Here is a 13,900-nt window from a genome sequence, read left to right on the forward strand (position 1 = left end):
ACTGCGGGATTATTGCTTTCGCGCGGTCCGCCGATCCGGTTGCCAGCCACTTGGCCGCAAGGTCGACGGGGCTTGCGAGCTTTTCAGCTGCGGCGCTCATGCAGCCACCGCCGATGCATCTTCAACGATGCTGCAAGGCGTCTCAATCCGGAATCTTCCGTGGACTCCCGAAAATTCGCCGCCGTGAGCTTCGCGCTGCATCGAGATGATGAAGCCCGCCTTACGAAGCAAATACACGCTATGAGAAACTCTGACGCCGGCCGGCAATTCTATCGTGGTGACACCACGCTTGCCCGCCTTAATCAGAACTCTAATCATCCATGCCGCGCGACCCTCAAGACGCATCGTGCGTCCATCCGGCTCGATGCGAACTGTGACTGTGGACTTTTTAGCCTTGGTTACAGATTGTGTATTCGTCAGGGACGAATCCCCTGCTATGGCTGTCATTGTTCTGGTTTCCTTTCGTGCTCTGCAAGGGGTTGGGAAAATCGTGGGATCCAGGATCGGCGTGGGCTGCTTTGGTTTGGCGACCGCAGCTCACGCTTCCCCTGCCCCAATCGGTTCAGTTTTTCCTTTCGGTAGGCTATCAAGCCACGCCTGCGCATCGTCTTTGCGGATCAATGTCTTGCGGCCGGCCTTGCGATAAGGGAGGCGGCCAGACTTCAACTCTTCATAGAGCAGCGAGCGGCCGACGCCGAAGGCCGCGCAGAACCCTGCGACCGTGAACGCGTTAGGACTAACTTCCATATTCAGTTCCTTTCCTTGATTTGTGTACACAAGCACGCTCGGATTCTAGTGGATTTCGGGACTCGGCGCCTAGTCCGGAAGCCCTTTCCCACATGATTTTTATACCCTTTTTGTTCCAAACACTTAGCTGGTGGTTTTCCACAGGTTATGCACAGCGCAGTTCCAGCTTTGTTCCAATCTGGGCAAACCAGAATCGAACCAGAGCGGGCCAGAAGCCGTTGATTTTCCGCGCACAATATTGGGAGTGACGCAAGAACATCGGCGGGCTCGCAGGGCCGGTAGGCCCTTACGATTCAAAGCACGGCGGAGCCGGCTATAGATCCCTCAAAACCGAAAACTTTTGCGAGTCCAACAGGACAACGAGACAATGCAGTGATTTGCGGCCACGGTCAACTGCGGACACGCAAATGTGTTCTTGAACTGTTCTCACGCGCCAACAACGCGTAGGTTCCCCCTTGCCGCAGGCGCGTTCAAGAAGTTGCTCCAGGCGTTCATAAGCTTGCGGCGCTTCTCTAGCGCATCAGATCGGCGATAAGCATTCTCGACAGCATCGCCGACTTTGTGCGCTAAAGCTGCTTCCGCGACCTCACGCGGGAACGATGTTTGATCGCCAGCCCAGTCCCGGAACGCCGATCGAAAGCCGTGCGGCGTGAACTGCCCGACTTCCATGCGGCGCATCTGCATGGTCATCGCCATGACGGAGAGCGGCATCGAGACGCCCCGCTTGGTTTCCCCGGGGAAAACATAGTCGGACACGCGCACTTCATAGAGCGGCCGCAGGATAGCCAGGGCGGCATCAGTCAATGGCACGCGATGTTCCTTGCCAGCCTTCATGCGGCCCGCCGGGACGGTCCAAACCTTGTCGTCCAGATCCAGCTCAGGCCACTTCATTCCGAGAACTTCGCCCGAACGCGCCGCCGTCAGGATGAGATAATCCAGCGCCTTGGCCGACAGGGCTTCAGCGGCCCGCAGGCGCTTCGCGAGCGCCGGCACGTCAGCGTAGGGCATGGCAGGATGATGCCCCCGAGAGAGCTTCTTTGCCTTGGCCAAAAGGTGTTGCAGATGGCCGCGCCACAAAGCTGGGTTTTCGCCCGATCGATGCCCCGAGGCTCTGGCAAAGTCCAACACCCGCTCAATTCGCCCGCGAAGTCGTTGCGCCGTTTCTGGCTTGGCTTGCCAGACTGGTTTGAGGATTTCGAGCACATCGGCCGTGGTCACCTTGTCGACCGGCTTGTTGCGGATCGGTTTGCAGTAGGCGTCGCCGAGGGTCATTTCCCACTGCGCCTTGTGCTTAGGATTCCTCCAGCTCTTGCCGACTTCGGCAATGAAGTCTTCCGCGCACTCAGCGAATGTCGGAGCTTCGGCCTTCTTTTCCGAAGGCTGTTCTATTGGATCAAGCCCCCGCCGCAGGCGGTCGCGACAGCCACCGGCAGCTATTCGCGCATCCTTCAGGGAAACAGAAGGATAGGAGCCGAGCCCGACTTCCTTCCAGACGCGGCGGGCGCCAGAGCCCTTGAAGTGGACGAAGGTCCAAGACTTGGTCCCCGTCTTCTTGGCCATCAGATAAAGCCCGCCGCCGTCGCTGTACCGCCCTGGCTTCAGATCCTTTGGGCGGATCGCCGTCTCGGCAAGCAGGTTGAGCGAGCGGACCATTCCCAGCAACTCCGTTCCTAACTTCAAGCGGTGATGTTAGCGGATTGAGGCGGATGGCTGCAAACGAAGAATGCCGAAAACCCTTGTGAATCAACACTTTTCTGTTACATCGGCAAACACCAGCGGACAGCCGTTTAGAAGACACTCCCTCCGCCATATCCGTCCAATTTCTTCAATCCTGCAGGCATGACGTCGAGTTTTCCGCTCGTCGGATTCTCGACTGCCCGGGTTTAACAGGCCGGTCCGTTTCGGAGAGAAGCGCCGGGCCGCTCTGCCCCATGCACGCGCCACCTCTCGCGTCACTGAAATGCGACAGGTGCTGATCGTGCCAACGATACCAAAGTACCGTTGATGCTACTGCGTAATCAACAACCTGCCACAAGCGAAGACTGTCACCCGCCGCGCAGCCGCGCTCGTCGGGTTGATTTCTCCGCCCGAATATGATGCTTCTCCCGCCTATGAATAAACTATTTTCTGCGGCTCTCGCATGGACGATAGTGGCTTGGCCGGCCAGCGCGATGGACAGCGCATTGCGCGCCGGCCTGCTGAAACTCGATCCGCAAACCCGGCTGGAGCAGCGATGCGACGCCGAAATTCTCGACCGGATTACCCGCGACGACCACAAGTACAAAGCCGATCGTGTTGTCGCCTACGCTTTTGCGACGCCCGAAATGGGCGCCGATGCGATCAAGAGCCCGGGTGCTGCGTTTCGCAGCAAGGGACAATGGTACCGGCTGAAATTCAAATGCGAGACAGCGCCGGACCATATGGAAGTCCTGCAGCTCCGCTACCGGATCGGTGATGAAATTCCGGAAAGCGACTGGCCCAAATACAATCTCTATAACTAGGCATTCGGGAGCTGTGGCCGCATTTTGCTGGTGTTTCGGGCCGATCGTCGCAAACTCTGTATATAGCTGACCTTGTTCCAACCAGTCCCTTGACGCGCGGGAACCATACACGTTAGGCCCTCAGGCATTCGACGCGAACGGTCGGCCAACCAGCAAGGGACTTCCAGTCGATGGAAATTTTCACTGCCGCGGGCTTCTCTGCCCTGCTCCAGGTCATCGCCATCGACCTCGTGCTTGCAGGCGATAACGCCATCGTCATCGGCCTGGCCGCGGCGGGCTTGCCGGTCGAGCAGCGCAAGAGAGCGATTCTCATCGGCGTGGTGGCGGCGACGGTGCTGCGTATCGGTTTTGCCGCGATCACCGTCACCCTGCTGCAGATTGTCGGCCTGCTGCTGGCCGGCGGCATCTTGCTGCTGTGGGTGTGCTGGAAGATGTATCGCGAGCTGCGCACGTCGCATGCCGACGAGGAGGAGGCGACCGAAGCGCTGTCCAATTCCGATATCAACAGCGATGATATGGTGGCCGGCAAGGCGCGCAAGAAGACCCTAGGTCAGGCGGCATTGCAGATCGTCATCGCCGACGTGTCGATGTCGCTCGACAACGTGCTGGCGGTCGCCGGCGCAGCGCGCGATCACTTCCAGGTGCTGGTGATCGGCCTCGTCCTGTCGATCGCGCTGATGGGCCTTGCCGCGAGCTTCATCGCCAAGCTGCTGCACCGCCATCGCTGGATCGCCTATATCGGCCTTTTGATCATCTTCTATGTCGCGCTCGATATGATCTATCGAGGCGCTGTGGAAGTATTGCCGCATGTCAGCAGTGCGATGAGCTGACGCATCGACTCGAATTCGCATCGGCCGGCCTTTCAGCTTCGGCGAGCCTTCGTCGACGCTGGCGGTTGCGTTTCGCCGCAGCCGCTGCCCATACCAATGCCGCAATAAGTGTGGTAATGCGCCGCCAATCCCGAAAATCCGGAAAACCCTTTTATGTCTGCCCCTCGCGTCAGTTTCGTCAGTCTTGGATGCCCGAAAGCCCTTGTGGATTCGGAGCGCATCATCACGCGCTTGCGCGCCGAGGGCTACGAGATCGCGCGCAAGCACGACGGCGCCGATCTGGTCGTCGTCAACACCTGCGGCTTCCTCGATTCCGCCCGCGACGAGTCGCTCAACGCTATCGGCTCGGCACTTTCAGAGAATGGCAAAGTCATCGTCACCGGCTGCCTCGGCGCCGAGCCGGACGTCATCCGTGAAAGACATCCCAACGTTCTCGCCATCACCGGCCCGCAGGCCTACGAGAGTGTGATGGCAGCCGTGCATGAGGCTGCGCCCCCGAGCCATGACCCCTATGTCGATCTCCTGCCGCCGCAGGGCGTCAAGCTGACGCCGCGCCACTACGCCTATCTCAAGATTTCGGAAGGCTGCAACAATCGCTGCACCTTCTGCATCATTCCAGCACTTCGCGGCGACCTCGTCTCACGGCCGGCCGCCGACGTGTTGCGCGAAGCCGAGAAGCTGGCCAAGGCCGGGGTCAAGGAGATCCTCGTCATCTCGCAGGATACCAGCGCCTACGGCATCGATATCAAATACCAGACCAGCTTGTTCGGTGATCGCGAAGTGCGGGCGAAATTCTTGGATTTGTCGGAGGAACTCGGCAAGCTCGGTGTCTGGGTGCGCATGCACTATGTCTATCCCTATCCGCATGTCGCAGACGTCATACCACTGATGGCCGAAGGCAAGATTCTTCCCTATCTCGACATTCCGTTCCAGCACGCCTCGCCGCAGGTGCTGAAGAATATGCGTCGGCCAGCTCATGGCGAAAAGACGCTCGAGCGCATTCGCGGCTGGCGCGACGTCTGTCCGGACCTTGCCATCCGCTCCACCTTCATCGTCGGCTTCCCCGGCGAGACCGATGACGATTTCGAGATGCTGCTCGACTGGCTGGACGAGGCCAAGATCGACCGCGCCGGCTGTTTCAAATACGAGCCGGTCAGAGGCGCCCGCTCCAACGAGCTCGGCCTCGAGCAAGTGCCGCAGGAGATCAAGGAAGCCCGCTGGCACCGCTTCATGCAGCGCCAGCAGAAGATTTCGGCAACGCAGCTCACCAAGAAAATCGGCAAGCGCCTGCCGGTCCTGATCGACGAGGCGCATGGCAATTCGGCCAAGGGCCGGACCAAATACGACGCGCCCGAAATCGACGGTTCGGTCCATATCCAGTCGCGGCGGCCACTGCGCGCCGGCGACATCGTCACGGTCAAGATCGACCGCGCCGACGCTTACGACCTTTACGGCTCAGCTGTCTGATATTCCGTCCAAAGTAAAAGGGCGCCGCGTGGCGCCCTTTCGTTCGATATGTTTCCGACTGCCTACTGCGGCAGCTTGTCGTCGACGCCCTTGACGTAGAAATTCATGCCGAGCAGCGTGCCGTCGTCGGCGACCTCGCCCTCCTTCAGCCAAGGTGTGCCGTCCTGCTTGGCGATCGGCCCGGTGAAGGGGTTCCAGCCGTCGGCGATCTTCTTGGTGGTGGCTTCGGCCATCGCCTTGACGTCGTCGGGCATGTTGGTGAAGGGCGCCAGCTTGACGGCGCCGTCCTTAATGCCGAGCCAAACATTGTCGGGCTTCCAGGTGCCGTCGAGCGCCGCCTGGACGCGGCTGATGTAGTATGGACCCCACTCGTCGGTCAGCGCGGTCAGCTGCGCGTGCGGTGCGAACTTGATCATGTCGGAGGATTGGCCGAAGCCGTGCAGCTTGCGCTCCTCCGCCACCTGCAAGGCAGCGGTCGAGTCGGTGTGCTGGACAATGATATCGGCGCCCTGGTCGAACAATGCCTTGGCAGCGTCGGCCTCCTTGCCCGGATCGAACCAGGAGTTCACCCACACGATCTTCGCCTTGAAGTTCGGGTTGATCGACTGTGCGCCGAGCATAAAGGAATTTATGCCCATCACCACTTCCGGGATCGGGAAGGAAACGATGTAGCCGGCGACGCCCGACTTCGATTGTTTGGCGGCGATCTGGCCAAGCACGTAGCGGCCTTCATAGAAACGCGCATTGTAGATGCCGAGATTTTCGGCCGTCTTGTAACCGGTGGCGTGCTCGAACATCACCTTGGGGAATTTCTTGGCGATCTTCACTTCCGGGTCCATGAAGCCGAAGGACGTGCCGAATATGATCTTGCATCCCTCGCGCGCCAGGCGCTCGAAGGCGCGATCGGCATCGGGGCCTTCGGAGACGTTTTCGAGATAGGCGGTCTCGACCTTGTCGCCGAGTGCCTTTTCCACCTCGAGGCGGCCTTGGTCGTGCTGGTAGGAGTAGCCGAAATCGCCGATCGGGCCGGTGTAGACCCAGCAGGCCTTCAGCTTGTCCGCCGCCTGGGCTGAGGCCGCCAATGACAATGCGGCCGTCGTCGCCATCAGGGCAATAAGCAGTTTTTTCATTGTGTTACCTCTCTGAGTTAAGCCTTGGAGCTTCCGTCTTTTTGTTGTCAACGATCCGGAACGAATGGCTGGCCCAAGGAGGCCGGCGTGTTCATCATCGTCAAACGCTTGTTGCGCGAGATTAGAACGAGAACCACGACGGTTGCCAGATAGGGCAGCGAAGAAAGCAGTTGCGAGGGGACCGGAATGCCGAATGCCTGTGCATGAAGCTGGCCGATCCAGACCGCGCCGAAAATATAGGCGCCGGCCAGCACCCGCCATGGCCGCCAGGAGGCGAAGACGACCAGAGCCAGCGCGATCCAGCCGCGGCCGGCGGTCATGTTCTCCACCCATTGCGGTGTGTAGACCAGCGATAGGTGACCGCCGGCTAGGCCGGCACAAGCGCCGCCGAAAATCACTGAGAGATAGCGGTAACGGATGACGTGGATGCCAAGCGCATGGGCGGATGCATGGCTGTCGCCGATCGAGCGCAGCGTGAGCCCGGTGCGGGTCTTGAACAGGAACCACATGACGGCGGCGGTCAGCGCGATCGAGATGTAGAAGATTGGATCCTGACCGAACAGCAGCCTGCCAATGACCGGGATTGCGGTCAGGCCGGGAATATCGAGGTTAGGCAATCTCTCGCCGGGCTGGCCGACAAAATTCGTCCCCATCATGCCGGAAAGGCCGAGGCCGAGCAGCGTCAGCGACAGGCCGGTTGCCACCTGGTTGGTGGCCAGCGACAGGGTCATGACGGCGAACAGCAGCGAGAACACTGCCCCCATGGCAATTGCCGCCAACAGCCCGATCCACGGCGAGCCGGTGAGATAGCCGGCGCCGAAGCCGCCGACTGCACCCATGATCATCATGCCCTCGACGCCGAGATTGAGCACACCCGAACGTTCGACCACCAGTTCGCCGATCGCCGCGATCAGCAGCGGCGTCGCCGCCGTCGCGATGGTCAAAAGGATGTTGACGGTGATGTCCATCAGCGAGCTTCCTCCAGCTTCGGCGCTGCCTCGAGTTTCGGTGCGGCAAAGCCGGTCAGGCGAATGCGATAGTGAATGAGCGTGTCGCAGCCGAGCACGAAGAACAAAAGCATGCCCTGGAACACGCGCGCCACCTTGTCGGAGATGCCGAGCGCGCTTTGCACTGCCTCGCCGCCGAGATAGGTCAGCGCCAGCACAAGGCCGGCGGCAACGATCCCGAGCGGATTGAGCCGGCCGAGGAATGCGACGATGATGGCGGTAAATCCGTAGCCAGGCGAGATCACCGGCTGCAGCTGCCCGATGGCGCCTGAGACCTCCGAAATCCCGGCAAGCCCGGCCAGTGCGCCCGACAGCAGGAAGGCAAAGAAGACCATGCGGTTAAGGCCAAACCCGGCGAAGCGCCCTGCCCTCGGGCTTGAGCCGAGCACGCGGACCTCGAAGCCTTTCAGCATACGGCTCATCAGGATCCAGATCAGTATCGCCGCGACCAGCGCGAAGACAAATCCCCAGTTTGCCCGGCCGGATTCCGGAAGGAGTTCCGGCAGTATCGCCGAGTCGTTGAACTGGATGGTTTGCGGGAAACCGTGGCCCTGCGGATCGCGCCACGGCCCGCGTACCAGCCAATCGAGGAAGAGCTGGGCGACATAGACCAGCATCAGGCTGGTCAGGATCTCGTTGGTGTTGAAGCGCGTCTTCAGCAGTGCCGGGATTGCAGCATAGGCGGCCCCACCGACCATGCCGAAAAGAAGCATCAGCGGCAGCACCAATGGGCCTTCGAACTGCGGAAACAGCACGGGGAAGATCGAGCCGACAATGCCGCCCAGGATGAACTGGCCTTCGGCGCCGATGTTCCAGATGTTGGCCTTGTAGCAGACCGACAGTCCGACCGCGATCAGGATCAAGGGGGCGGCCTTGATCGCCAACTCATGTAACTGCCAGACCTGGCTGATCGGTTCGATGAAGTAGATGCGGAACGCAGTCAACGGGTTGACGCCGAGCAGCGCGAACATGATGGCACCAGCAATGATCGTCAAAACGAAAGCGATGAAAGGCGAGAGTGCCGAAAACAGCATCGAGCGCTGCGGGCGTTTTACAAGTTCGAGGCGCATCAAGCCGTCTCCAGCGTATGTTCGGCATGACCGGGTTCGGCGCCGCCCATCAGTAGTCCGATCTTCTCGAATGTCGCTTCAGCTATCGGCAGCGGCTTCGACAGTTCGCCATTGTGCATGACCGTGATCGCATCGGAAATCTCGAACAGCTCGTCGAGGTCCTGGCTGATCACCAGCACCGCCGAGCCGCTGCGCGCCAGTTCGATCAGCGCCTGGCGGATGTGGGCCGCCGCACCCGCGTCGACCCCCCAGGTCGGCTGATTGACCACCATGACGCTTGGCCGCCGGTCGAGTTCGCGGCCGACGATGAATTTCTGCAGATTGCCGCCAGAAAGAGCCGCAGCCTCTGGATCCGGCGCGCTCTTGCGCACGTCCATCGCCTTTATGATGCGCTGGGCAGCGGTATAGATAGCATCGCCCTTGACCATTCCACCGGCGCCGACAAACATCTTGCCATCGGTGGCGTGGCGCGACAGGAGCAGGTTCTCCGAAAGCTTCATGCGCGGTGCTGCACCATGGCCGAGCCGCTCTTCCGGAACGAAGGCAGCGCCCATCAGGCGCCTGCCGGTGATGGTGAGGCCGCCGGCATCCTTGCCGCGGATGCGGACCGAGCCGGCATCCTGCTGCAGCACCTCGCCGGAGACGGACTCGAAGAATTCGCCCTGGCCGTTGCCGGCCACACCGGCAATGCCGATCACCTCGCCGGCGCGGACTTCAAGATTGATGTTCCTGAGCGGGATCGAGAACGGGGTCGCCGGCTTGCGGGTGAGTTCGCGGATTTGAAGCAGCACCGGCGCGGTCTCGATACCCTCGGCCGGCGCCCGCACCACGGCCTGCACCTCGTTGCCGACCATCATCCGCGCCAACGAAGACGCGGTTTCCTGGCGCGGATTGCAATGGCCGACCACCTTGCCGTGACGCAGCACGGTGGCGCGGTCGCAGATGCGTTTGACCTCTTCCAGCCGGTGCGAAATGTAGAGGATGGACTTTCCTTCCGAACGCAGCCGTTCGAGCGTCTCGAACAACTTATCGGCCTCCTGCGGCGTCAGCACCGAAGTTGGCTCGTCGAGGATGATGAGTTGCGGCGTCTGCAGCAGGCAGCGGATGATTTCGATACGCTGACGCTCGCCGACCGACAGATCACCGACCAGCGATAGCGGATCGAGAGGCAGGCCGTAACTGTAGGAGAGCGCCCTCGCCTTGGCCGCGATCGTGCTGATCGGCGAGCCGTCATCCAGCGACAGCGCGATATTCTCCGCCGCCGTCAGCGCTTCGAACAGCGAAAAATGCTGGAAAACCATGCCGATGCCGAGCTTCTTTGCGGTGCCGGGGCTGGTGATCCTGACCGCCTGGCCATTCCAGAATACCTCGCCGGAATTCGGTTCCAGCGATCCGAAGAGCATTTTCACCAGCGTCGACTTGCCGGCGCCGTTCTCGCCAAGCAATGCATGGATCTCGCCCTTGGCGATGTTGAGATCGACATGGTCGCACGCCGTCAGCGTGCCGAATATCTTTGTGAGGCCGCGAACCTCCAGCAGGTTTGCGCCGTCCTGATCTGCACTCACGGTGCCTCCATCTGGTTTGCCAGACATGTTCTGTGTTCCCGCAAGCATCGTATGCGCGGGCTGCTCTCTACGGTAAGCGCCTCACGACTTGAAAGAGCTTCAAGAATTTCAGTGGAAACTCAAGCGGTAAAGAGCAGTTCGCAAGAACGGCGGCGTCGGCGGGCCGAAAATGCGGGCTCAAGGGATAAGTATCGTTGTCCCGGTGGTCCGGCGCCCTTCGAGATCGGAATGCGCCTTGCCGGCATCGCTGAGCGCGTAACGCTGGTTGATCTTGATCTTGACTGCGCCGCTGAGCACCACATCGAACAAGGCGGCGGCGGAAGCCTCGAGGTCTTCGCGCTTGGCATTGTAGACGAACAGCGTCGGCCGCGTTGCGAACAGCGAGCCCTTCTGCGCCAGCAGCGAGATGCTGAAGGGCGGGATCGGCCCAGACGATTGACCGAAGCTGACGAACGTGCCGAGCGGCCGCAGGCAATCGAGCGAGGCTGGAAACGTGTCGTTGCCGACCGAGTCATAGACAACGTCGCATTTCTTGCCACCGGTGATAGCGGCAACGCCGGCCACGAAATCCTGTTCGCGATAGTTGATCACATGGTCGAAGCCATGCGCCTTGGCGAGCTCGATCTTGTCGGTTGAACTCGCGGTGCCGATCACCGTCGCGCCGAGATGCTTGGCCCATTGGCCGAGGATCAGCCCGACACCGCCGGCCGCCGCATGAAACAGGATCGTGTCGCCGGCTTTCACCTTGAATGTACGGCGCAACAAGTACTCGGCGGTCATGCCCTTTAGCATCATCGCCGCGGCCTGTTCGTCGCTGATGCCGTCGGGCACCTTCACCACGCGGTCGGCGGCGATCACGCGCTGCCCGGCATAGGCGCCGGTCGTCACCGCATAGGCGACGCGATCCCCGGGCGTCAGCCAGTCGACATCTGTGCCGACGTCCAAAACCACGCCGGCCGCCTCGCCGCCGGGGATCAGCGGAAATCCGCCCTGCGGCGGATAAAGGCCCGAGCGATAATAGACGTCGATGAAATTGAGACCGATCGCGGTGTGCTTGACCAGGATCTGTCCCGAGCCCGGCTGCCCGGGATCGGCATCCTCATAGGTCAGGACCTCCGGGCCGCCATGGGCATGGACGCGGATCGCTTTGGACATTTTCTGGCTCTCTTGGGATCAGGCTTTCTTATCCGGCTTGGCGCCGAGATTTGGGAAGAACTGCATGATAGCGCCGATGCAGGCGAGGTAAAGCCCGGTGATCGTAATCCCGATCTTGATGAAATCGCTGACCTGCTCGCCCAGCACGCCGATCTGGTCATAGAAGGAGGCAAGTGCGGCCTGCGCCAGCGCCAGCGCGCCGAAAGCGCACCAAAGCAGCGTCATACCGAGATTGATTGGGCGCAGCCGCTTCACCCGCACCGGATGGATGAAATTGATCGGCACGAAGGTGAGAATGCCGGCCACCACGACCGCGGCGAAAGAAACCCATTGTCCAGGCTCGATGACGAACAGCGTGAACACCACCATGTTCCAGACGACCGGAAAGCCCTTGAAGAAATTCTCCTTCGTCTTCATGCCGGTATCGGCATAGTAGATTGCGCTCGACACCACGATTATCGCAGCCGACAGGAACGACAGGCGCTCGCCCATGAAGCCGCGCTGATAGAGCGCGAAGGCCGGAATCAACACGTAGGTCACGTAGTCGATGATGTTGTCGAGCAGTTCGCCCGACCATGTCGGCAGGATTTCTTTGACGTCGAGCTTCCTGGCGATCGGCCCGTCGATGCCGTCGACGAAAAGTGCCAGGCCCAGCCACCAGAACATTGCCGTCCAGCGCTGCTCGCTTGCTGCCACTAGCGACAGAAACGCCAGGAATGAGCCCGACGCGGTCAAGAGATGGACCGAGAACGCCCGCGCCTGAGGCCATGTGACTTTCTTCTTCGGCCGCGGAATCCGGTCGGCGATTTTCCTGGCCGTCGTCTTCTTGCTCACGGGCCCCGCCAGTCCAGCTTGCAGATTTCGGCCGAACGGCCGGCAAAGTTCCAGTTACGGCCAAAGGCCCGCATTTTGCTCTTGTCGGATTTGGCGACGATGATTTCCGGCGCAATCCAGTATTCCGAATTGCTGATAACCGTATCCTTGTCGCGATCCTTGCCGGTGATTGGCGTCACCGCACCATCGATGATCTTCGGTATCTGGAACATGCGTGTTTTCTCACGCGTCTCGTAGGTGATCGGCACCTGCTCGGCGCCGAGGAACTGTCCGACCAGGATGGAGAGCAGCGATGTGGTTCCACCGGCCTTGCCGGTGAATATCTTCGTCAGTCCCTTCACAGCGTAAACCGAGGCGCGCTTGTCGATAAACAGGCCGGCGGTCCAGTTACCGCGACTCATGTAGCCGGGGATTTCCATGATCAGCCCAAGATTGAGACCGGACAGGTCGACCTCGCCGAAATGGCCGGCATCGATGCGGAACCCCGCCCAGGTTTGGCAATAGCCTTCCGTAGGCGGATGATTGCCGAGCGACAGAACGCAAGGGCAAAAAACCGTGCAATTGCAGGAGAGGACGAGCTCTCCCTTCATTGCCCAGTTTTGGTCAGTCATCGAATTCTCCCCCTCATGTCGAGACTACTAGTAGCGCGGCTGCCCAGACAAGCAGTATCGCACCGCCCAGCCGCGTCGGCAGATTGCCTGCCGTCTGTTTTTCGACCAGGCTGAACAGGCCGATCAGCGCCATCCAGAACACGTTCATCACACCGACGGCGAACATTACCAGCATCAGCGCCCAGCAGCATCCAAGGCACCACAGGCCCTGCTCCATGCCGAGCCGGAAAATGCGAATAGGCCTGGCGCTCCAGTTGGCGAACAGGACCGAGAACGGATTTCTGCACTTCTCCAGACAGGCTTCCTTCAGCCAGCTGAACTGATACAGACCAGCGATCGACAGCGCGGCTGCTCCGGCAATTCCAACCAGCGGATCGAGCATCTGCCCGGATGACGCGAATGCATCGACGGCGAGCGTCAGGGCTGCGAACATTGCCGAGGCGGCAAGCCAGACGCTCAAATATCCAGCGACCAGGATCAACGGATGGACGGCCGGCTCCCCCTTGATCCGGGCGGTATCTGCGATCTCGCAATAGGTGCGGATCATCGGCGCCGCGGAGGGCAGCATGGTCGCAATGGCCATCAACAGCCACATCGCGGTGAGTGCCCCGCCTTGCGCGCCTAGGCTTGCGCGAAGTGGCGCCGGCGCAAGGCAGAGGGCGAAGAGACGCACAAGGAAATCCGGCAGCGGCAGTTGCGGCAGGTATTCCAGCACGGCATCGCCGGGTGCATCGGTGCCCGGGAGCCGGCTTACCGCCCCTCGAACTGCCATTGCGCCGAGAAGGAGCCAGGCAAGGGCGATGCCCATGCCGGCAACAACGCTCACGGTCAGTCGAGGGCTGCGCGCAACGCTCGCCATCGCGCGGCCGGTGCCGTCGAGGTGGCTGAAATCGTCTTGTTGGCCGGTCATGGCAACCGAATGGGCCGAATCGCCGCGTTGATCAAGCCGCATCACCTGACCTATATGGACCAGCAGGTCGGAC

Annotated in this window: 14 protein-coding genes; 3 read left to right on the plus strand and 11 right to left on the minus strand. The window is 60.8% G+C overall.

What is annotated here, in order from left to right; genetic code table 11:
- Nucleotides 1-96: 96 nt before the first annotated feature.
- The 3 genes from AC0L2Y_RS09150 to AC0L2Y_RS09160 all read right to left on the minus strand — a co-directional run bounded on the left by AC0L2Y_RS09150 (nucleotide 97) and on the right by AC0L2Y_RS09160 (nucleotide 2,400).
- Nucleotides 97-447 (minus strand): winged helix domain-containing protein, encoded by a 351-nt coding sequence (locus AC0L2Y_RS09150; protein ID WP_473555535.1) that lies wholly within the window; start codon nucleotides 445-447, stop codon nucleotides 97-99.
- Between the two features lie 90 nt (nucleotides 448-537).
- The gene (locus AC0L2Y_RS09155) at nucleotides 538-783 is read right to left on the minus strand and encodes a helix-turn-helix domain-containing protein (RefSeq protein ID WP_473555538.1); all 246 of its coding nucleotides are present in this window, start codon (nucleotides 781-783) and stop codon (nucleotides 538-540) included.
- A gap of 390 nt (nucleotides 784-1,173) precedes the next feature.
- Nucleotides 1,174-2,400 carry a tyrosine-type recombinase/integrase gene (locus AC0L2Y_RS09160; protein WP_473555540.1) on the minus strand — a complete coding sequence of 409 codons (1,227 nt, stop codon included), beginning with the start codon at nucleotides 2,398-2,400 and terminating at the stop codon, nucleotides 1,174-1,176.
- 440 nt (nucleotides 2,401-2,840) lie between these two features.
- On the opposite strand from AC0L2Y_RS09160, the gene AC0L2Y_RS09165 reads away from it, so the two are divergent.
- From AC0L2Y_RS09165 to rimO, 3 genes are all read left to right on the plus strand, one after another.
- Nucleotides 2,841-3,248 carry a DUF930 domain-containing protein gene (locus AC0L2Y_RS09165; RefSeq protein WP_352491340.1) on the plus strand — a complete coding sequence of 136 codons (408 nt, stop codon included), beginning with the start codon at nucleotides 2,841-2,843 and terminating at the stop codon, nucleotides 3,246-3,248.
- A 170-nt stretch (nucleotides 3,249-3,418) separates the two neighbouring features.
- Nucleotides 3,419-4,078: a TerC family protein gene (locus AC0L2Y_RS09170; protein ID WP_352491339.1), complete on the plus strand. Its 660-nt coding sequence runs from the start codon at nucleotides 3,419-3,421 to the stop codon at nucleotides 4,076-4,078.
- Between the two features lie 153 nt (nucleotides 4,079-4,231).
- Entirely contained in the window at nucleotides 4,232-5,545 is a 1,314-nt protein-coding gene (gene rimO / locus AC0L2Y_RS09175; protein ID WP_473555543.1) for a 30S ribosomal protein S12 methylthiotransferase RimO, read from the plus strand.
- A 62-nt stretch (nucleotides 5,546-5,607) separates the two neighbouring features.
- Here the strand turns inward: rimO and AC0L2Y_RS09180 are convergent, their stop codons facing one another.
- The 8 genes from AC0L2Y_RS09180 to AC0L2Y_RS09215 all read right to left on the minus strand — a co-directional run bounded on the left by AC0L2Y_RS09180 (nucleotide 5,608) and on the right by AC0L2Y_RS09215 (nucleotide 13,827).
- Entirely contained in the window at nucleotides 5,608-6,675 is a 1,068-nt protein-coding gene (locus tag AC0L2Y_RS09180) for a BMP family ABC transporter substrate-binding protein (RefSeq protein WP_352491337.1), read from the minus strand.
- A gap of 47 nt (nucleotides 6,676-6,722) precedes the next feature.
- Complete coding sequence (locus AC0L2Y_RS09185) at nucleotides 6,723-7,643, minus strand: ABC transporter permease (RefSeq protein ID WP_352491336.1); 921 nt, start codon at nucleotides 7,641-7,643, stop codon at nucleotides 6,723-6,725.
- On the minus strand, nucleotides 7,643-8,755 hold the full coding sequence (locus AC0L2Y_RS09190; protein ID WP_352491335.1) for an ABC transporter permease: 1,113 nt from the start codon (nucleotides 8,753-8,755) through the stop codon (nucleotides 7,643-7,645). Before AC0L2Y_RS09190 ends, AC0L2Y_RS09185 begins: the two co-directional genes overlap by 1 nt.
- Nucleotides 8,752-10,344, minus strand: coding sequence for an ABC transporter ATP-binding protein (locus AC0L2Y_RS09195; protein WP_473555546.1), 1,593 nt, complete (start codon nucleotides 10,342-10,344; stop codon nucleotides 8,752-8,754). The genes AC0L2Y_RS09190 and AC0L2Y_RS09195 overlap by 4 nt, the downstream gene beginning before the upstream one ends.
- Nucleotides 10,345-10,494: 150 nt before the next feature.
- Nucleotides 10,495-11,472 (minus strand): quinone oxidoreductase family protein, encoded by a 978-nt coding sequence (locus AC0L2Y_RS09200; RefSeq protein ID WP_473555548.1) that lies wholly within the window; start codon nucleotides 11,470-11,472, stop codon nucleotides 10,495-10,497.
- Nucleotides 11,473-11,490: 18 nt separating this feature from the next.
- Complete coding sequence (pcsA, locus tag AC0L2Y_RS09205; protein WP_352491332.1) at nucleotides 11,491-12,306, minus strand: phosphatidylcholine synthase; 816 nt, start codon at nucleotides 12,304-12,306, stop codon at nucleotides 11,491-11,493.
- The gene (locus tag AC0L2Y_RS09210) at nucleotides 12,303-12,917 is read right to left on the minus strand and encodes a DUF1326 domain-containing protein (RefSeq protein ID WP_352491331.1); all 615 of its coding nucleotides are present in this window, start codon (nucleotides 12,915-12,917) and stop codon (nucleotides 12,303-12,305) included. The genes pcsA and AC0L2Y_RS09210 overlap by 4 nt, the downstream gene beginning before the upstream one ends.
- 13 nt (nucleotides 12,918-12,930) lie before the next feature.
- A complete protein-coding gene (locus AC0L2Y_RS09215) occupies nucleotides 12,931-13,827 on the minus strand; it encodes a DUF2182 domain-containing protein (RefSeq protein WP_473555549.1) in 897 nt (298 codons plus the stop codon).
- Nucleotides 13,828-13,900 lie beyond the last annotated feature (73 nt).

It is taken from the genome of Mesorhizobium sp. WSM4830, from assembly GCF_055811495.1.